An 18,368-nucleotide genomic window follows, 5' to 3' on the forward strand; every position below is an offset into this window, starting at 1 on the left:
CAGCCTACGACTCCCGTGGGCTGAGCGCGCCGGCAGAAATCGCTGGCCTGAACCTTCGGACGAGCGTAAGCTGTGACCCGTGCCCCAGACCCCGGCGCGACGAGCGCTGTTGGGAGTCGACCTGGCACTGAACACGCGTGACGTCGCACCGAACCGAGCAGGGAGGGCGCCGATCCCGACATCGGCCCGCGCGTCGTGGCAGAGTCCCACCCGCACGCGAGCCGGTGGGCCGCCCTCCCCCCTTCGGCTGTAGCCGCGGTCCAACGACAGGACCGGGGATGGGTCAGGCGCTCCTGCCGACCTCGCGCGCCTCGACGACGTGCACGTTCTGCGGGCGCTCCAGCCCGAGGTGATCGCGGAGGGTGCGACCCTCGTACTCGGTTCGGAACAGCCCGCGGCGTTGCAGTTCGGGCACGACGAGTCCCGTGAACGCCTCGAACTGCGCCCCGAGAAACGGGCTCAGCACGTTGAAGCCGTCGACCGCGCCGTCGGTGAACCACCCGTCGAGGTGATCGGCCACCTCGCGTGCGCTGCCGACGACCGCCGTCGCCGGCACGGCGTGGGACGCGAGGAGGTGGCGGTAGGTGATCGCACGTTCGCCCTCCACCCGCCGCCCGGTGCGCGTCGCAACCGATTCAAGCAGTCGCTGACCGCCGTCGGAGAAGCGACGCGTGACCCTCAGCGGCACAGCGTCGTCGAGGTCGGGCGTGCCGAGCGGCACCCCGACCACGGTGGAGAGGGCGCGGATCGACCGATTGGCCGGGAAATCCGGCGACTGGGCCAGCGGCGAGCCGTCGTCGAGTGGTACGAGCCGCAGCAGCTCGTCGTAGACGGCGCGGGCCTCCGCTGTGGTGGCGGCCACCACGGGCAGCACGGGAGTGACGACCAGGGGATGTCCGCGCTCGCGCCCGAAGGCCAGCGCCTGCTGCTGCAGCTCGGCCCGGAAGAGCACGGCCTGCTCCACGGTCGGCAGTGCCACGAGCGAGAGATCGGCGAGCTCGGCGGCGAGCAGCCGGGAGCGCGACGACGTTCCCGCGTGCACGATCGGAAGGTGACCCTGCACCGGCCGCGCGACGTTGAGGGGTCCCGTCACCCGCACGTGCTCGCCGACCGCATCCGTGCGGTGCAGCTTGCCCGGGTCGATGAGCCTCCCCGACCGCGCGTCGTGCACGAACGCGTCGTCCTCCCAGCTGTCCCAGAGCAACCTCAGGGCGCGCACGATCTCGCTCGCCTGGTCGTAGTTCGGCTCGGTGCCGTCGCGCCCGTCCCGGCCGTGGTTGCCTGCCGCTCGAGGATCCGCGCCGGTCACGACGTTCAGCCCGGCGCGACCTTCGCTCAGCCGGTCGATGGACGCCGTCTGCCGGGCCAGTGTGTACAGGTCGGCGAAGGCCGTGTTCACCGTGGCGATGAGACCGATGCGCTTCGTCAGACCCGCCAGAAACGCGATCGAGCTCACCGGGTCGATGCGCGCGAGCAGATCGGGGTCACGGAACTCGAGGTCCGGCCCGGTCGCCAGCCACTCCCCGAAGAAGAGGTAGTCGAGCTTGGCCGCCTCGGCAGTGCGTGCCGTGCGCTTCAGCACGGCCGCATCCCTCAGCGGGTCCCTGTGCGCGCCGGGATGACGCCAGCCCGCGGGATGCGCGCCGAGCCCCCGGAAGACCGCGCCCAGAATCATCCGCGACCGCCGCCGGAGGTCATCGTCCGAGATACTTCGCGATCGAGTCGGCCTCGGCGACGTTACTGCGGATCAGGGGCAGCGACCGGGCGACGGCGAGGTCGATGCGCTCGTGGAGGTCGAGGCTGGAGACCGCGCCGTCGGTGAAGTCGGAGTCGCTGGCGTAGACGCCGATCGGCAGGGTGAGAGCCTGGAAGAAGCCGAACAGCGGCCGGAACTGGTGCTCGATGATGAGCGCGTGCCGGTCGGAGCCACCGGTGGCGGCGAGCAGCACCGGCTTGTCGACGAGCGCGTACTGCCCCACGAAATCGAACAGGTGCTTGAACAGCCCGGTGAACGACGCGCGGTAGACGGGGCTTGCCACGATCAGCAGGTCGGAAGACTCGATGCGCTGCAGTTCCTCCTCCACCGAGGCGGGCAGCTGGTCGCGCCGCAGGGCACCGGCGAAATCCGGGCCGATCTCACTGACGGCGATGAGGTGGGCGTCGACGCCGATCTCCCGGCCGTAGGCGGCCAGGATCTCTTTGACGAGCGCCGTGGTCTTCGACGGCGCGTGGAGGCTGCCGGAGACGGCGACGACACGCAGAGCGCGACCGGAGTCGGCCGATGGCACGGGAAGCAGCTGAGACATGGCTCGACGCTATGCCCGCATCCCGGCACAAGCGAGCGTGCGTGTCACACGGCGTAAACGTGGGCGGGCTAGGGCGCGAGGTCGAGCGTACGCAGCCGGTATGACGAGTGCAGATAGTAGATCGCGGCGGCCGCGTACACGAGGCAGGCGACCGCGGGCACGAATGAGTCCTCGGGATCGGAGGCGAGCGCTCCGAGGAGGGAGATGGCGGCCGCCACCGCCAGCCCGGCGCCGATCCAGAAACCGGCTGCGGGCTTGGCGGTGGCACGCCACCACGCACGGGGGTCTTCGCGGTTCTCTTCGATACCACGGAACGTGCGCACCCCGATGACCACGAAGGCGATGTTGAGCACTGCGACGATCATCACGTCGAACGTCGGATTCACGAGCTGCTGGAACACGAAGACGTTCAGCACGAGCAGCAGCGCGTATCCGCCGATGACGTAGCTGATCTTGCCGGTGATCGTCACAATGCGCACAGCGCGAGCCTAACTTGCTAATTCACCTCGTTGGGGTGGGCGCTCACGCGTCCCTCGCGCTCCATCGACGTGATGGCCGCGACCTCGTCGGCGGTCAGCTCGAAGTCGAAGACGTCGAAGTTCTCGGCCATGCGCTCGCGGCGGTTCGACTTCGGGAAGACGATGTTGCCGGTCTGCAGGTGCCAGCGGATGACGACCTGCGCCGGGGTCTTGCCGTGGACCTCGGCGGCCCCTGCGACCTCGGGCGCCTCGAACAGCGGGTACTTGCCCTGCCCGAGCGGACCCCAGGCCTCGATGTGGATGCCGTGCTCGCGCGCGAACGCCGTCACCTCGGGCTGCTGGTGCGCCGGGTGCAGCTCGATCTGGTTGACGGCGGGCACCACGTCGGTGTTCGCGAGCAGCTGCTCCAGGTGCGGCACGAGGAAGTTCGAGACACCGATGGCCTTGGCGCGGCCGGAGGCGGCGATCTTCTCGAGCGACTTCCACGCCTCCACGAACGTGTTCTTCTCCGGGGTGGGCCAGTGGATGAGGTACAGGTCGACGTAGTCGAGGCCCAGCTTGGCGAGCGACTCGTCGAAGGCGGCCTGCGCGTCGGTCTGGCGGTCGTTCCAGAGCTTCGTGGTGACGAAGAGCTCTTCGCGAGGGATGCCGGCGCCGGCGAGCGCCTGACCGACGCCCTCCTCGTTGCCGTAGATCGCGGCGGTGTCGATGTGACGGTAGCCGACCTCGAGCGCGTCGGTGACAATGCGCGTGGTCTCGGCCGGGTCGACCTTGAAGACGCCGAACCCGAGCTGCGGGATGGTCGTACCGTTGTTCAGAGTCAGAGTGGTGTTCAGAGTCAGAGTGGGGATATTTGCGTTTGCAACCATTGTTCTACGGTAATCCCTGTCTCGCCGCGCATCCAATCGGCATCGGCTCTGGATTCAGTGGTCGCGGCGATGAATCCGGTAACGTCGGCACCGACGAGAGACGGGAGCCGCATGGCATCGCGCGAGCACATCGAGAACCTGGCACAGGCACTGCTGATCGAGCACGGCGACGAGCTCGCCAAACTGCGCGACGCGATGTTCCGTCTCATCGACGCCAGTTCCGCCGAAGCGAACCCGCGGCCGACCGAGCCGATCGCCGTCGCCTCTCCCGACCGCGACGATGTGCTGTGCATCGTGTCGGCGGTCTGCGTCGCGGCCTCGGAAGGGCAGCCCATCACCCTCATCGCGACGCGGGTGAGCGCCGTCGACCGGGAAGAGGAGGACGTGTCGCCGACGGATGCCGAGGCGCTCGCCTTCTCGCGCGCCCTGCTCGGCGAGAGCTGGTTCGCCCAGTCGCTGCGCGACCGCCACGAGGTCGCCGACCCGGCACGGGCATCCCGCGGCGTGCGGCTCTACCTGTCGAGCGACTTCCAGCCCGGCATCCCCGAGGTGCTCGGCGACTCCCTCGTGGCGACGATCTCAACCATCGACTGAGTCAGGCGACCTCGAACCGCGCCACCAGTTCGCGCTTCAGAACCTTTCCGCTCGGCCCGAGCGGCAGCGCGTCGAGAACCACGACGCGGCGCGGAAACTTGTAGGCGGCGACGTGCTCGCGCACGAAGGCCACGAGATCGTCCGCGTTCACGTCGGCGTCGGGCATGAGCGTGACCGCGGCCATGATCTCCTGGCCGTGCTTGTCGTCGCTGATCCCGAACACGGCACACATCGCGACCGCAGCATGCGTCGAGAGCACCTCCTCGACCTCGCGCGGGTACACGTTGTAGCCGTTGCGCACGATCATGTCCTTCTTGCGATCGACGATCGTGATGTAGTCGTCGTCGCTCTTCGTGCCCAGGTCCCCGGTGCGGAACCAGCCGTCGACCACGGCCTCGGCGTTCGCCTCCGGCAGGTGCAGGTAACCCTTCATCAGGTTGTGTCCGCGCACCACGATCTCACCGAGCTCGCCGCGGGCGAGCAGTTCGATGCGGTCGTCGATCTCGGCGTCGGCGATCTCGACATCCACCCCCCAGATCGGCGTTCCGACGGTGCCGACCCTGGTCGGCTTGCCGCGGTGGTTGAACGAGGCGACCGGTGAGGTCTCGGTGAGCCCGTATCCCTCGTGCACGTCGATGCCGTACACCTCTTTCATGCGCTCGATGACGGCGACCGGGATGGCCGCGCCGCCCGACATCCCGTACCGCAGCGGCGGTCGCTCGGGATTCGACTTGGCCGCCTCCAGCAGGGCGATGTACATGGTCGGAACACCCGTCATCACGGTGCACCGCTTGCTGTTCAGCAAGGACAGCGCGGTCGCGCCGTCGAATTTCGGCACCAGCACGATCGCGGCGCCGACCCGGAAGCCGAGGTTCATGACACACGTCTGGCCGAAGGTGTGGAAGAGGGGAAGGCAGCCGAGGATGCGGTCGTCGGCTGTCACATCCAGCGCCCCGGCCGCGAGCGTGTTCACCTGCTCGACCAGGGAGAAGTGACAGCCCTCCGCCCCTTTCGGCCTGCCCGTCGTCCCGCTCGTGTAGAGGATGGTCGCGGTGTCGAACGGGTCGCGCGGCAGATAGGTGTCGATCGGATGCGCTCCGGCCGCCTCGTCCTCGAGGCGCGCGAAGGGCAGGGCTCCGCGCATCTCGTCGGGAACCAGCACCGACAGGGTCTCGATGCCGGCCATCGCAGCGCCCTTCGCGCCCTCCCCGAGCAGCGGCGCGGCGCAGATCAGCAGTTTCGCGCCGCTGTCCCTCAGCACGTAGTCGATCTCCTCCGCCTTCAGCAGCGCATGCACCGGAACGACGATCGCGCCGAGCGACAGCACCGCGTAGTAAGCCCGCGGAAAGTCGGGAACGTTCGGGATGAGCAGGGCGACCGCATCCCCTTCGCCTATGCCCCTCGATCGCAGCGCTCCCGCGTAGTGGCGGGTCTCCTCCCAGAGTTGCCCATAGGAGATCTCCTGATCTCCGAACACGAGAGCGACGTTCTGCGGCTCCCGGTGCGCTGTCTCGGCGAGGATGCTCGCGACCGACATCGTGGCGAAACCATGACTCATGGGCGTTCTCCCTGTCTCCATCGACAAAAGAACCCGTTCGGGTTGACTGCAACCTACGGCACGGCGGTTCCCCGGGCAATCACCCCGTGCGGGTGGGTGGGGCGCCGATCCTCTCCGATCGTCGGCCGTCGTCGTAGACTGGAGGGCTCATGTCTTCCACGGTCTCCCCCGCCCGCCTCCACTTCCCGCCCGAGCTGCCCGTCAGCCAGAAGCGGGAAGAGATCGGTCGCGCGATCCGCGAGAACCAGGTCGTGATCGTGGCCGGCGAGACGGGGTCGGGCAAGACCACGCAGCTGCCGAAGATCGCTCTGGAGGTGGGCCGCGAGAGCATCGGGCACACCCAGCCGCGACGCCTCGCCGCGCGGACGATCGCCGAACGCATCGCCGAGGAGCTGGGCGAGGAGGTCGGCGGCCTGGTCGGTTACCAGGTGCGATTCACCGACCGGGTCGGAGCGGGCACGCGCATCAAGCTCATGACCGACGGCATCCTGCTGAACGAGATGCACCGCGACAGGATGCTCCGCAAGTACGACACGATCATCATCGACGAGGCGCACGAGCGCAGCCTCAACATCGACTTCCTGCTCGGCTACCTCAGACAGCTGCTCCCCCAGCGGCCCGATCTGAAGCTCATCATCACCTCGGCCACCATCGACCCGCAGAGTTTCGCCGAGCATTTCGCGGATGCGGACGGCAAGCCGGCACCGATCGTCGAGGTCTCGGGCCGCACGTTCCCCGTCGAGGTGCGCTACCGTCCGCTCGTCGCCGAGGCGCTGGACGACGACGACGAAGACGCCGACCCCATCCCCTCGGCCGATCGCGACTACCTGCAGGGCATCAACGACGCCATCGATGAGCTCGGCCGGGAGGCGCCGGGCGACTTGCTCGTCTTTCTCTCGGGCGAGAACGAGATCAGGGATGCGGCCGATGCGCTGCGGGGCCGCAACCTTCCGCACACCGAGGTGCTCCCGCTTTACGGCCGGCTGTCGAGCGCCGAGCAGCACCGCGTGTTCCAACCCTCGACGATGCCGGGTGTTCGCCGCCGCATCGTGCTCGCCACGAACGTGGCCGAGACGAGCCTCACCGTGCCCGGCATCAAGTACGTCGTCGACGCGGGCACCGCGCGCATCTCCCGGTACAGCGTTCGTGCCAAGGTGCAGCGGCTGCCGATCGAGGCGATCTCGCAGGCGAGCGCCAACCAACGCTCCGGCCGCTCGGGGCGCACGAGTGACGGCATCGCCATCCGGCTCTACTCGCAGGAGGATTTCGAGCGACGCCCCGAGTTCACCGAGCCGGAGATCCTGCGCACGAACCTGGCCGCGGTGATCCTGCAGATGATCTCGCTCGGGCTCGGCGACATCGCGGCGTTCCCGTTCCTCACGCCGCCCGACTCCCGCGGTATCAAAGACGGCCTTGATCTGCTCTCGGAGTTGAACGCGGTCGTGCGCACGAAAGACGGGGAGTCGGCGCTGACCAAAGTCGGTCGCAACCTCGCCCAGCTGCCCATCGATCCCCGGTTCGCACGGATGGTCGTGGAGTCGAAGCGCCACGGCGTCTCCCGCGAGGTGATGGCGATCGTCGCAGGCCTCACCATCCAAGACCCTCGTGAGCGACCCGTCGAGCGGCGCGGCACGGCCGACGAGATGCACGCCCGGTTCGCCGACCCGACCAGCGACTTCCTCACCCTCCTGAACCTGTGGAACCATCTGGAGGAGAAGCAGAGGGAGCTCTCCTCCAGCGCGTTCCGCCGCCTGTGCAAAGCCGAGTTCCTGAACTTTCTGCGGGTGCGGGAGTGGCAGGACGTCTACCGTCAGCTGCGGCAACTCGCGAAACCCCTCGGGCTGACGATCGGGGAACCGTCGGTCAACCCGGACGGCATCCACAAGTCGCTGCTCGCCGGCCTGCTCTCCCACATCGGGCTGAAGGATGCGACCGCCTCAGGCAACAAGGCCGGGTCGGGCCGCGGAGCGGGAAGCGCCTCCGCACGCGCGGGCCGCAACGCCGAATACCTGGGTGCCCGTCAGACGCGCTTCGTGATCTTCCCGGGGTCGACCCTCGCCAAGAAGCAGCCCAACGCCCTGATGAGCGCGGAGCTGGTCGAGACCAGTCGCCTGTTCGCCAGGATGAACGCGTCCATCGATCCGGCGTGGGCCGAGCCGATCGCCGGCGACCTGGTGAAGCGCAGCTACAGCGAACCGCACTGGGAGAAGAGTCAGGGCGCCGTCGTCGCGTACGAGCGCGCCACCCTCTACGGCGTGCCGATCATCCCCCGCCGCCGCGTGCAGTATTCGCGGATCGACCCCGAGCTGGCCCGTGAGCTGTTCATCCGCCACGCGCTGGTCGAGGGCGAATGGGAGTCGCAGCAGGCGTTCGATCGCGCCAACAAGCGACTGCGCGCGCAACTGCAAGAGCTCGAGGAACGCACGCGCCGCCGCGACATCCTGAACGACGACGAGGCCGTCTTCGACTTCTACGACCGCCGCATCCCGGCCGACGTCGTCTCGACCCGCTCGTTCGAGGGCTGGTGGCGCAAAGCGAAGACCGAGACGCCCGACCTGCTCACGATGACTCAGGAGGCGCTGCTCGCCGACGACTCGACACCGGTCGACGACGATGCCTTTCCGGCGGTCTGGCGCCAGGGCGATCAGCAGCTGACGTTGCGCTACCGGTTCGAGCCGGGAGAAGACGACGACGGCGTCACCGTTCAGGTGCCGTTGCCCCTGCTCGCGGGTTTGGTGGCCGACGGATTCGACTGGCAGGTGCCGGGGCTCCGGCAGGAGCTCGTGACGGCGATGATCAAATCGCTGCCCAAGGCGATCCGCCGTCTCGTGGTGCCGGCGGGCGACTGGGCACGACGGCTTCTCGGCGAATTGAGCGACACCGCGGGGATGCGGTCGCACCTGGGCGAGCGGCCCGCCGCATCCCTCGCCGAAACGCTCGCCGCCACCATCAGCCGCCTCACCGGCTCGCGGGTGACGGCCGAGGACTTCGGCGTCGACCGCATCCCGTCGCACCTGCGCCCGACGTTCCAGGTCATCGGCGAGCGCGGGCGCCCGGTGGCGTCGGGCAAAGACCTCGGCGAACTGCAGGACCGCCTGCGCACGCGGGCGCGCGATTCGGTGGCCCGCGTCGCCGAGGCGAGAACTCCGAACGCCCTCGAGCGCTCCGGCATCGCCACCTGGGACTTCGACGAGCTGCCCCGCTTCGTCGACACGGAGCAGAAGGGACCGAACGGGTCGAAGAACGTCATCAGGGCCTACCCGGCGCTCGTCGATGATGGGGCGAGCGTCAGCATCCGGCTCATGAGCACCCCGGCCGACCAGGCTGCGGCACTGCCCGGTGGCGTGCGCCGGCTGCTGCTCGCGTCGATACCGTCGCCGGTCGCGTACGTGCAGCAGCACCTCACCTCGAACGAGAAGCTCACGCTCGCCGCGAGCCCATACCCGAACACCAAGGCGCTGTTCGATGACGCCCTGCTCGCGGTGATCGACAACGTTCTCTACCGGATGAAGCCCGACGGCCTGGTGTTCATGCGGGCTGAGTTCGAGGCCGTGCGCGACCGCGTCTCCGGCATCGTGATGGACTCCATGTTCGAGACCATCGCGCTCGTCACGCGCATCCTCACAGCCGCCCGAGCGGCCGAGAAGGCGATCGGCGGAGCGACGAGCCTGGTGTTCCTCGCCGCACTCAACGACGCGAAGTCGCAGCTGGCGGGGATCGTCTATCCGGGTTTCGTCTCGGCGACCGGTCTCGATCGTCTGGGACACCTGCCGCGCTACCTGAACGGCATCACACAGCGCATCGCGGCCCTGCCGGTGAACCCGGGGCGCGACCGCGCCTGGCAGACCCAGGTGGAGACGGCCGTCGCCCTGTACACCGACGCGGGCGGCCGCATCCCCGTGGCGCCCGGCGCTCCGGAGAACATCGTGCACGCCCGGTGGATGCTCGAAGAGTTCCGCGTGAGCCTGTTCGCCCAGGGGCTCGGCACGGCCGAGACGGTGTCGCTTCAGCGCATCCGCAAGGTGATCTCCGGCTGACGCGTCGAAGGGTCCCGACTCGCCGTCTGACGCACTCGGTCGACGGCGTGTCGGGACCCTTCGATGCGGGTTAGAGCACCTTGGAGAGGAACGCCTGCGTGCGCTGATGCTGCGGGTTGGCGAGCACTTCACGCGGGTCGCCGGACTCCACGACCACACCGCCGTCCATGAACACCAACTCGTCGGCGACCTCGCGCGCGAAACCCATCTCGTGGGTGACCACGATCATGGTCATGCCGGATGCGGCCAGCTCCTTCATGACGTCGAGCACCTCGCCGACCAGCTCGGGGTCGAGGGCCGACGTCGGCTCATCGAACAGCATGAGCTTCGGATCCATCGCGAGCGCACGCGCGATCGCGACGCGCTGCTGCTGACCACCCGAAAGGTGCGCCGGGTAGTGGTCGCCCTTCGTGCCCAGTCCGACGCGGGCGAGAAGCTCCTGCGCCCGAGCAACAGCCTGCGACTTCGGGATGCCCTTCACCCGGATCGGCGCCTCCATCACGTTCTCGAGCGCGGTCATGTGCGGAAACAGGTTGAACCGCTGGAAGACCATGCCGATCTCACGACGCTGCTTCGACGCCTCCTTGGGCTTCAGCTCGTACAGCTTGTCGCCGTGCTGCCGGTAGCCCACCAGCTGGCCGTCGACGGAGAGCCGGCCGGCATCCACTCGCTCCAGGTGGTTGATGCACCGCAGGAAGGTGGACTTGCCCGAACCGCTCGGGCCGACGATGCACAGCACCTCGCCGGACTTCACCGACAGGGAGATGCTCTTCAGCACCTCGTTGGAGCCGAAACTCTTCGAGACGCCGTCGGCGAGCACCATCGGGGTCGCGGTGGATGCGGCGGCTCCGCGGCCGTTCAAGGTCGTGTCGCTCATCCCTTGCCTCCCAGGTCGTTTCCATCCGGCGCTCCCGCAGCGGGCAGCGCGCCCGTCGCGAGAGCGGGTTCGCCGCGGTCGGGCCGTCTGGCCGAGACGCCGCGCGAGAACCGCTTCTCCAAGAAGTACTGCCCCACCATCAGGATCGAGGTGAACAGCAGGTACCAGATCGACGCCACGATGAGCAGCGGGATGGGCGTGAACGTCGACGCCGAGATGTCACGCGCGACGCCGTAGAGGTCGGTCGTCAGCGGGATAGCCGCGACCAGCGACGTCGTCTTCAGCATCGAGATGACTTCGTTACCGGTCGGCGGGATGATGACGCGCATCGACTGCGGGATCACGATGCGCACCATGGTCTGGCCCCACGACATGCCGAGGGCCGTCGCGGCCTCCTCCTGGCCCGCATCCACCGACAGCAGACCGGCACGCACGATCTCAGCCATGTACGCGGCCTCGTTGAGCGCCAGACCGATGATCGCGATGATGAACGCGTTCTGCATGAAGCCGAGATCGAAGTTCACACCCCAGTCGGTCCACGGCACGCCGAGGAAGATCTTGGGGTAGATCAGCGAGAAGAGGCCCCAGAACACCAGCTGCACATACACAGGAGTGCCCCGGAAGATCCAGAGGTAGAGCCACGCGACCGACTTGACGACGGGGTTCGGCGACAGGCGCATCACGGCCAGGACGAGCCCGAGCACCACGCCGATGATCATCGAGTAGATCGTCAGTTGCAGGGTGACGAGCGCAGCAGCACTGATGCGTCGGTCGAAGATGTACTTGCCGACATTGGGCCAGCCGTAAGCGTCGCGCTGCGACGCGTCGATCAAGAACCAGATGAGCAGCAGTACGAGCACCACGGCGATCGCGATGCGCCACGGGTGCCGCAGCTTGATCGCCTTGATGGGCTCAGACGTCGGAGTGCCGGCCGGCGACGGGGAGCCCGTCGCCGGCCGGTCCTGGTTGCCCAGGGTCATCGAACTCAGCCCTTCGAAGCGGCGTTGACGTCTGCCGTCTTGACGGCGCCGTCGGCGACACCCCACTTGTCGAGGATCTTGCCGTAGGTGCCGTCGTCGATCAGAGCCTGAACCGTCTTCTGGATGACGGGAACGAGCTTCGAGTCCTTCGCGATCGGGATGCCGTACGGGGCGACCTCGAACGCCTTGCCGGCCGCCTGCAGCTTGCCCTCGGACTTCGAGATCGCGTACAGGGTGACGGGCGAGTCGGCGCTGAGCGCATCCGCCTTGCCGAGGATGACGGCGTTGGTCGCGTCATCCTGGGCGTCGTAGCGCAGCACCTGGATGGCAGGCTTGCCCGCGTCGGTGCAAGCCTTCGACTTGGCGGGCACCTCTTCCGTGTCCTCGTACGTCGTCGACTGCACGGCCACCTTCAGACCGCAAGCGCTGTCGGGATCGACGGTCTTGCCTTTGGCCGAGGCCCACGAGATGCCGGCCGTGTAGTAGTTCACGAAGTCGACCTGCTGCTCGCGCTCGGTCGTGTCGGTGAACGAAGACATGCCGATGTCGTCTTTGCCGCCGACGACGCTCGGGATGATGTTGTCGAACTTCGCGATGGCGTAGTTGACCTTGAGGCCGAGCTTCGCGCCGATCGCGTTGGTCAGGTCGACCTCCCAGCCGACGGGCTTTCCGTTGTCGTCCTTGTACTCGTTCGGCGGGTAGGTGTTGTCCATGCCGACGGTGAGCGTGCCCGACGACTTCAGTTTCTCCGGCAGCTGCGAGGCGAGGCTGTCGTCCTTCTTCACATCGCTGGAGCTCGACGCTGAGCCACCACTGGAGGGCGTGGAGTTGTCGACGCAGCCGGTCAGCGCGAGCGCTGCGATGGCGACGAAGGCGGCCGCGGGGGCCAGTTTTCGGATGCGCATATTCTTGGTTGTCCTTCTTCCGGGTGCAGGGGATGCAGGAACGCAGTGAATGGAGCATACCTCAGGCACTACGCGGTACATTGACACTAATTCCCGCGCGCAACGCCACTTTTCGCAGAGATTTCCGGCAGATTTCGCGATTCGTTGCACGAAATCCGTCGTTCATGACCAAGTGTGAAAGCGATGGCACCGACGACGGCCGCACGTTGTTATCGTCGATTCGTGACCGATTCGTCCGCCGACTTCGCGGCCTCCACTGTGGTAATCGTGACCAGCCCGACCGACCCTCTCGCGGCTCCCCTCGTCGAGGAGCTCTCGCGGGAGTACGACGAGCGCTACGGACTGAACGACGGCATCCCGTCGTCGGCCGAACTCTCCCGCTACCCCGCCGAAGTGTTCAGCGCCGAGCGGGGCGGCACGTTCATCCTGCTGCTCGCCGACGGCGCACCCGTCGCCGGCGGGGCGTTCAAGCAGGAGGGACCGGGCACCGTCGAGGTCAAACGGGTGTGGACGCACTCCGCCTTCCGCCGCCGCGGCCTCGCACGCCGAGTGATGGCCGAACTGGAGGACGAGGCGCGACGCCGCGGGATCACGACGGTGGTGCTCACGACGGGTGCGCGCCAGCCCGAGGCCGTCGCCCTGTACCGTTCCCTCGGCTACACGCCCGAGTTCGATCTCGACGGCGACTGGGAGGCCGTCGGCTACCTGGCCTTCCGCAAATCCCTCTAGCCCCTCCCTGCCCCCTCCCCCCGTCCCCCTCTGCCCCAGAACCGGCCGACTGTTCGTGCCAAAAGCGCAGTTCGGGCGCCTCCAGCCCGACTTTTGGCACGAATACTCGCGCTGTCTGTGGGGGTGGGGGCTGTCTGGGTGGGGTGGGAGTGGGGCTGGGGATGGGGTCAGGGTGTGGTGAGCAGGGATGCGGCGGCGGGCACGAGGTCGGCAGCGGCGGAGCCGCGCGCGATGAGGACGTCCAGCGCCAGCGCGAGCGGGCCGGTTCCCGCGCCGGTGGGAACGGTTCCCGCGACACGGAGCGCGTCCGACGCGTGCAGCGCCTCGATCGCGAGAACCTCCTCGGTGAGAGCTAGCGATCGCTCGAGCAGCCGGAGCGCCACCGGCGCGAGGCTCGCGTGGTCTTCCACGCCCGACAGGGTGGTGATGCCGAGCGTCGCGGGGGCCGCCAGCTGCCGCAGCTCGGCGACGGCGTCTGCCGCGGAGTAGAGCAGGAGCCCGGGCACGCGCGTCTCGCCCGCCGCCCGCGCGGCAGCGAGGGTCGCCGAGTGGGTCGCTGTCCGCCGCTCCGACGCAGAGGCCACGTGAGCGAGCACGAGACGCAAACCTTCGAACGCGAGCGCGAGCGGGAGCGCCTGGAAGTTGCCGCCCGAGACGATCTCACCCGACTCCGCATCGACGACGGGGTTGTCGGCGCGCCCGGCGAGCTCGAGGTTCAACTCGGCGACGGCCCGGTCCACGGATTCGCGGAGCGCGCCGTTCAGCTGGGGTGCGGTGCGAAAGGCGAGTGGGTCTTGAACGGTCACCACGCGGTCGGCGTGCTCGAGGGCGCTTCCCCGGAGAGCGTCCCGGATGGTCGCGGCCGATTCCCGCTGGCCGGCCCCGCCCCGCGCATCCGCCACCGTTCGGGTGAAGGCGCCGAGATTGCCCGCCGGCCCGGAGGCGGCGATCGCCTCCAGCGACAGCGCGACGGCCCGGTCGGCCGCCTCCGCCACAGCGCGCGCACCTGCGACCGCGAGCGCGCCGATGCCGACGCTGTACGCATTGGAACTGAGCACGGCGAGGCCCTCGTGCGGAGCGAGCGCCACGGGCTCCAGTCCGGCCGCGGACAGCGCGCTCGCGCCGTCGACGAGGGTTCCGGATGCGTCGAACGCGCGCCCTCCCCCGGTCACGACAGCGGCGACCTCGGCCAGGTGCGTCAGGTCTGCAGCGCCGACGGACCCGCGCGCCGGGATCACCGGGTGCACGGCGGCGTTCAGCAGGTCGGCATAGGCGGCGACCAGTGCGAGGCGCACGCCGGAGCCGCCGCGGGTGAACCCGATGAGCCGGGCGGCGATCACCGCGCGCGCCTGCCGCACGGGCAGGGCTTCGCCGATTCCGCCGCGATGATTGGCGATGGTGCGCCGCTGGAACCCGATGATGTCGTGCGGCTCGACGGCCGCATCCCGCGCCGCCCCGAGACGCCGGTTCAACCCGTAGACGGGTCGCCCGTCGGCGATGGCCGCCTCGATCACAGCCCGGGATGCGGCGACCGCCTGTGCGGCGTCAGCGCCGACGCTGACCTGAGCGCCGTCGGCGATCGCGACGAGGTCGGCGACGGTCGGCGCCGCGGCCGACAGCACGACCTCGGCAGCGGTCGCGGCCTCGGGGCCGTCGCTCGGCATCAGAATTCCAGGAGGTTCTGCCGTAGCCCCGCGCCACCGAAGCCGGTGCGGATGAGACCGCGACGGCGCAGCGCGGGCACCAGCGCGTCGAGCGTGCGGTGCACGTGGGCGGGGTGCACCTGACCGGTGAACAGAAAGCCGTCGCCTCCGACGGCCGCACCGAGTTCGCCGAGATGGTCGGCGATCTCGTCGGGCGTGCCGACGACGGCCAGACCGTCTTTGCGTGCGCGCACCTGGAGGATCTCGCGAAGCGTCGACCCTGCGGGCGCGGACTTCACGAAATTGTCGAGCGTTCCCTGGTTGCTGTTGGTGGTGAGCTCGGGAAGCGGCGCGTCGAGGTCGAACGTCTTGAAGTCGACGCCCGACAGGTACGAGATCGACTGCAACTGCTCGTCGATGGCGGCCTGGGTGAGTTCGGCGCGCGCGGCCTTCACGCTCGCGGTCTCCTCGGCGTTCGCGGTGACGACCGGGTTGACCACGAACAGCACCTTGATGTCGTCGGGGTTGCGGCCGTGGGATGCGGCGACCTCGCGGATCGAGTCGCGGTACTCGCGCATCCGCTCGGGGGTGGAAGCGAGGGCGAGGATCACATCGGAGTTCTTGCCCGCGAAGTCGCGGCCCCGGCCCGAGGCGCCGGCCTGCACCATCACGGGCTCGTCGGCGGCGGGAACCGTGTTCAACGGTCCGCGCACCTTGAAGAAGCGGCCATCGTGATCGATCGTGCGCACCTTGGTGAAATCGGCGTACACGCCGCGCTCGGTGTCTTCGAGCACCGCATCCTGATCCCAGCTGCGCCAGAGCTTGCGAACGACGTCGACCCACTCGTCGGCGCGGTCGTAGCGGAGGTCGTGGTCGACCTGCTTGTCGAGGCCGTAATTCTGTGCGGCCAGATCGGACCCACTGGTGACCACGTTGAAGCCGAGCCGCCCGTGAGCGAAATGCTGCAGCGTCGTCAGCAACCGTGCGGCGGTGAACGGCTCGTAGAAGCTCGCGCTCAGGGTCGGCACGATGCCGAGGTTGCTCGTGGCGCCCAGCAGGTAAGGAACGAGCGGCAGCGGGTCGTGCTTCGGAACGAACCGGGCGGCGGCGAGGTTCACCTCGGCTGAGCCGCCGTACGTGTCGGGAACGGCGACCCCGTCTTCGATGATGAAGAGGTCGAGACCACTCGCCTCGAACAGGCGGGCCGCATCCTGATACACCTGCGGCTGCTTCCAGTCGTAGCCGATGCCGTAGCTGGAGTCGCCCCAGCCCTGCACGCCGAAACCTGCGCCGAGAAACCAGCCGAAGTGGAGAAGAGTCATGTGTGCTTTCTGCTGCTGTGCCTGTAGGTGCCTGTGCTGCTGACGCTACTCGGCAGCCGTGACGCCCGCAGCAGCCAGCCAAGCCGGATCGAACGCCTTGGTGAGATAGTTGATGCCGCCGTCCGGGGCCACGACGACCACGACCGAGCCGGCCGGGGCCTGTTTCGCGGTACGCAGGGCGACGGCGATCGCCAGCCCGGAGGACGGCCCGAGCAGCAGCGCCTCCTCGGCGGCGAGCCTGCGCACGGTGTCGTAGACCACCTGGTCGGCGACCGTCCGCACCTCGTCGACGACGGCGCTGTCGAACGTCTCGGGCCAGTACTCACGCGGCCAAGCGGAACCGACGCCGTCGACCAGGATGCTTCCTGCCGGTCCCCCGTCGTAGGTCGACCCGACGGGGTTGGCGCCGATGACACGCACGCGGCCGTCGCTCACGTCTTTCAGAAAGCGGCCTGTTCCGCTGACCGTGCCGCCGGTGCCGATCGAGGCGACGAAGTGCGTGACCTGGCCCGCCGTCTGCCGCCAGATCTCCGGGCCCGTGCCCTGGTAATGAGCGGCAGGGTTGGCCGCGTTGGCGAACTGCGACGATCGCCACGACCCGGCCGTCTCGGCCGCGATGCGATCGGCGACGGCCCGCGGGTTGGCGGCATCGTCGGGGCCGGCCTCCCAGTCGGCGACGACCAGCCGCGCTCCGTAGGCGGCGAGCACCGTGCGCTTCTCGACCGAGATGTCGGAGCTGTGCACGATCACCACCGGATGCCCCGTGAGCCGGCCGATCAACGCCAGCCCGATTCCCGTGTTGCCGCTCGTGGCCTCCACGATCGTGCCACCGGGGGCCAACGCGCCTGACGCCTCCGCCGTGCGGATCATGTTCAGCGCGATGCGGTCCTTCGACGAACCGCCCGGGTTGCGCCCTTCGAGCTTCACCAGCACCCGCGATTCGAGGCCGCGTGTGAGTGAATGGAGTTCGACGACCGGAGTGTTCCCGATGAGTCCCGCGACGGAGTCCACGACGTCGCCCGCCGACGCGGTCAGCGCCTCGGCCGGCCGCAACGCTTCCGCCGGACGCACCTCGTCGGTCGGTCGCGCCTCCCCGGAAGCCTCGCGCAGAACAGTGGTCATGCGAAGACGATAATCGCCCCACCTGGGCTTCGCCCCGCTGTTGCCGACTGTTACGCGGGGCGGTCAGGCGCCCGTCGCCGCGGGTCTCGCCGGATCGTTGCTCCACGCCGACCAGGAGCCGGGGTACAGGGCCGCCCGCAGCCCCGCGACCTCGAGGGCGAGCGCCTCGTGGGCTGCGGTCACCCCCGAGCCGCAGTACACGCCGACCGCGGTGTCGCTGCTCACGCCGAGGGCGGCGAAACGTTCGGCAAGCGCTGACGCCGGCAGCATCCTGCCCTCGGCGTCAAGATTGTCGGCGGTCGGTACGCTGACGGCTCCCGGGATGTGGCCCGCCCGCGGGTCCACAGGCTCGACCTCGCCGCGAAAACGTTCGCCGGCGCGCGCATCCAACAGGACTCCGGTGTGCGCGAGCTCGGCGGCCTCGTCGGCGTCCAGCGTCGGCAGCGCGCCGAACGCAACCTCGACGTTTCCGGGCTCGGGGATGTTCGCGCCCGATTCGAGGGAGCCGCGGCTCTTCACCCAGCTGGTCAGCCCACCGTCGAGCACACGGACGTCGGCAACGCCGGCGTGACGCAACAGCCACCAGGCGCGGGCGGCGGACATCCCCGACACATCGTCATACACCACAACCGCGTCGCTGTCGTTGATGCCCCACCGTCGCGCGGCGGCGCGAAAGTCGTCGATCGCCGGGAGCGGATGACGCCCGTCGATGGGCTGGCCGTGACCGGCGAGCTCGGTGTCGAGATCGACATATACGGCCGAAGGAATGTGCCCGCGCTCGTATTCGCCCCACCCGGGCGGTCCGCCCAGTTTCCAGCGCACATCCAGCACACGCGGCGGCCGGGCGGAGGAGAGCGCGGCGCTGAGTTCACCGGAGTCGATCAGAGGATGCACGATCATCCGACCATCCTCACAGACCGATCCAGCGGAACCCAAACGCCGCGCAC

Annotated in this window: 15 protein-coding genes; 3 read left to right on the forward strand and 12 right to left on the reverse strand. The window is 68.7% G+C overall.

Annotated features, from left to right (window positions below):
* Window positions 1-283: 283 nt before the first annotated feature.
* The 4 genes from ACFVWR_RS09435 to ACFVWR_RS09450 all read right to left on the reverse strand — a co-directional run bounded on the left by ACFVWR_RS09435 (window position 284) and on the right by ACFVWR_RS09450 (window position 3,654).
* Complete coding sequence (locus ACFVWR_RS09435) at window positions 284-1,675, reverse strand: NtaA/DmoA family FMN-dependent monooxygenase (RefSeq protein ID WP_387210392.1); 1,392 nt, start codon at window positions 1,673-1,675, stop codon at window positions 284-286.
* A gap of 19 nt (window positions 1,676-1,694) precedes the next feature.
* Window positions 1,695-2,306: an FMN reductase gene (gene msuE, locus ACFVWR_RS09440; protein WP_387210394.1), complete on the reverse strand. Its 612-nt coding sequence runs from the start codon at window positions 2,304-2,306 to the stop codon at window positions 1,695-1,697.
* A 68-nt stretch (window positions 2,307-2,374) separates the two neighbouring features.
* Window positions 2,375-2,785: a hypothetical protein gene (locus ACFVWR_RS09445; protein ID WP_387210396.1), complete on the reverse strand. Its 411-nt coding sequence runs from the start codon at window positions 2,783-2,785 to the stop codon at window positions 2,375-2,377.
* Between the two features lie 17 nt (window positions 2,786-2,802).
* A complete protein-coding gene (locus tag ACFVWR_RS09450; RefSeq protein ID WP_387210398.1) occupies window positions 2,803-3,654 on the reverse strand; it encodes an aldo/keto reductase in 852 nt (283 codons plus the stop codon).
* 111 nt (window positions 3,655-3,765) lie between these two features.
* Here ACFVWR_RS09450 and ACFVWR_RS09455 point away from each other — a divergent pair, with 111 nt between their 5' ends.
* Complete coding sequence (locus ACFVWR_RS09455; protein ID WP_387210400.1) at window positions 3,766-4,248, forward strand: hypothetical protein; 483 nt, start codon at window positions 3,766-3,768, stop codon at window positions 4,246-4,248.
* Window position 4,249: 1 nt separating this feature from the next.
* On the opposite strand, the gene ACFVWR_RS09460 is transcribed toward ACFVWR_RS09455, so the two are convergent.
* Window positions 4,250-5,806 (reverse strand): long-chain fatty acid--CoA ligase, encoded by a 1,557-nt coding sequence (locus ACFVWR_RS09460; RefSeq protein ID WP_387210402.1) that lies wholly within the window; start codon window positions 5,804-5,806, stop codon window positions 4,250-4,252.
* A gap of 149 nt (window positions 5,807-5,955) precedes the next feature.
* Between ACFVWR_RS09460 and hrpA the strand changes: the two genes are divergently transcribed.
* Complete coding sequence (gene hrpA / locus ACFVWR_RS09465) at window positions 5,956-9,843, forward strand: ATP-dependent RNA helicase HrpA (RefSeq protein ID WP_387210404.1); 3,888 nt, start codon at window positions 5,956-5,958, stop codon at window positions 9,841-9,843.
* Between the two features lie 70 nt (window positions 9,844-9,913).
* On the opposite strand, the gene ACFVWR_RS09470 is transcribed toward hrpA, so the two are convergent.
* Genes ACFVWR_RS09470 through ACFVWR_RS09480 form a run of 3 tightly spaced genes read right to left on the reverse strand, consistent with a single transcriptional unit; the run spans window position 9,914 to window position 12,605 of the window.
* On the reverse strand, window positions 9,914-10,666 hold the full coding sequence (locus ACFVWR_RS09470) for an amino acid ABC transporter ATP-binding protein (RefSeq protein WP_387210508.1): 753 nt from the start codon (window positions 10,664-10,666) through the stop codon (window positions 9,914-9,916).
* Between the two features lie 50 nt (window positions 10,667-10,716).
* The gene (locus ACFVWR_RS09475; RefSeq protein WP_387210406.1) at window positions 10,717-11,700 is read right to left on the reverse strand and encodes an amino acid ABC transporter permease; all 984 of its coding nucleotides are present in this window, start codon (window positions 11,698-11,700) and stop codon (window positions 10,717-10,719) included.
* A 5-nt stretch (window positions 11,701-11,705) separates the two neighbouring features.
* Window positions 11,706-12,605, reverse strand: coding sequence for an ABC transporter substrate-binding protein (locus ACFVWR_RS09480; protein ID WP_387210408.1), 900 nt, complete (start codon window positions 12,603-12,605; stop codon window positions 11,706-11,708).
* Between the two features lie 222 nt (window positions 12,606-12,827).
* On the opposite strand from ACFVWR_RS09480, the gene ACFVWR_RS09485 reads away from it, so the two are divergent.
* Window positions 12,828-13,334 carry a GNAT family N-acetyltransferase gene (locus ACFVWR_RS09485; RefSeq protein ID WP_387210410.1) on the forward strand — a complete coding sequence of 169 codons (507 nt, stop codon included), beginning with the start codon at window positions 12,828-12,830 and terminating at the stop codon, window positions 13,332-13,334.
* Between the two features lie 167 nt (window positions 13,335-13,501).
* Here the strand turns inward: ACFVWR_RS09485 and ACFVWR_RS09490 are convergent, their stop codons facing one another.
* The 4 genes from ACFVWR_RS09490 to ACFVWR_RS09505 all read right to left on the reverse strand — a co-directional run bounded on the left by ACFVWR_RS09490 (window position 13,502) and on the right by ACFVWR_RS09505 (window position 18,321).
* On the reverse strand, window positions 13,502-14,998 hold the full coding sequence (locus tag ACFVWR_RS09490) for an aromatic amino acid ammonia-lyase (protein WP_387210412.1): 1,497 nt from the start codon (window positions 14,996-14,998) through the stop codon (window positions 13,502-13,504).
* Window positions 14,998-16,299 carry an NtaA/DmoA family FMN-dependent monooxygenase gene (locus ACFVWR_RS09495; protein ID WP_387210414.1) on the reverse strand — a complete coding sequence of 434 codons (1,302 nt, stop codon included), beginning with the start codon at window positions 16,297-16,299 and terminating at the stop codon, window positions 14,998-15,000. Before ACFVWR_RS09495 ends, ACFVWR_RS09490 begins: the two co-directional genes overlap by 1 nt.
* Before the next feature lie 45 nt (window positions 16,300-16,344).
* The gene (locus tag ACFVWR_RS09500; RefSeq protein ID WP_387210416.1) at window positions 16,345-17,421 is read right to left on the reverse strand and encodes a PLP-dependent cysteine synthase family protein; all 1,077 of its coding nucleotides are present in this window, start codon (window positions 17,419-17,421) and stop codon (window positions 16,345-16,347) included.
* Between the two features lie 63 nt (window positions 17,422-17,484).
* On the reverse strand, window positions 17,485-18,321 hold the full coding sequence (locus tag ACFVWR_RS09505; protein ID WP_387210418.1) for a sulfurtransferase: 837 nt from the start codon (window positions 18,319-18,321) through the stop codon (window positions 17,485-17,487).
* Between the last annotated feature and the right edge of the window lie 47 nt (window positions 18,322-18,368).

It is taken from the genome of Leifsonia sp. NPDC058292 (genome assembly GCF_042880955.1).
Classification (GTDB): Bacteria; Actinomycetota; Actinomycetes; order Actinomycetales; family Microbacteriaceae; genus Leifsonia.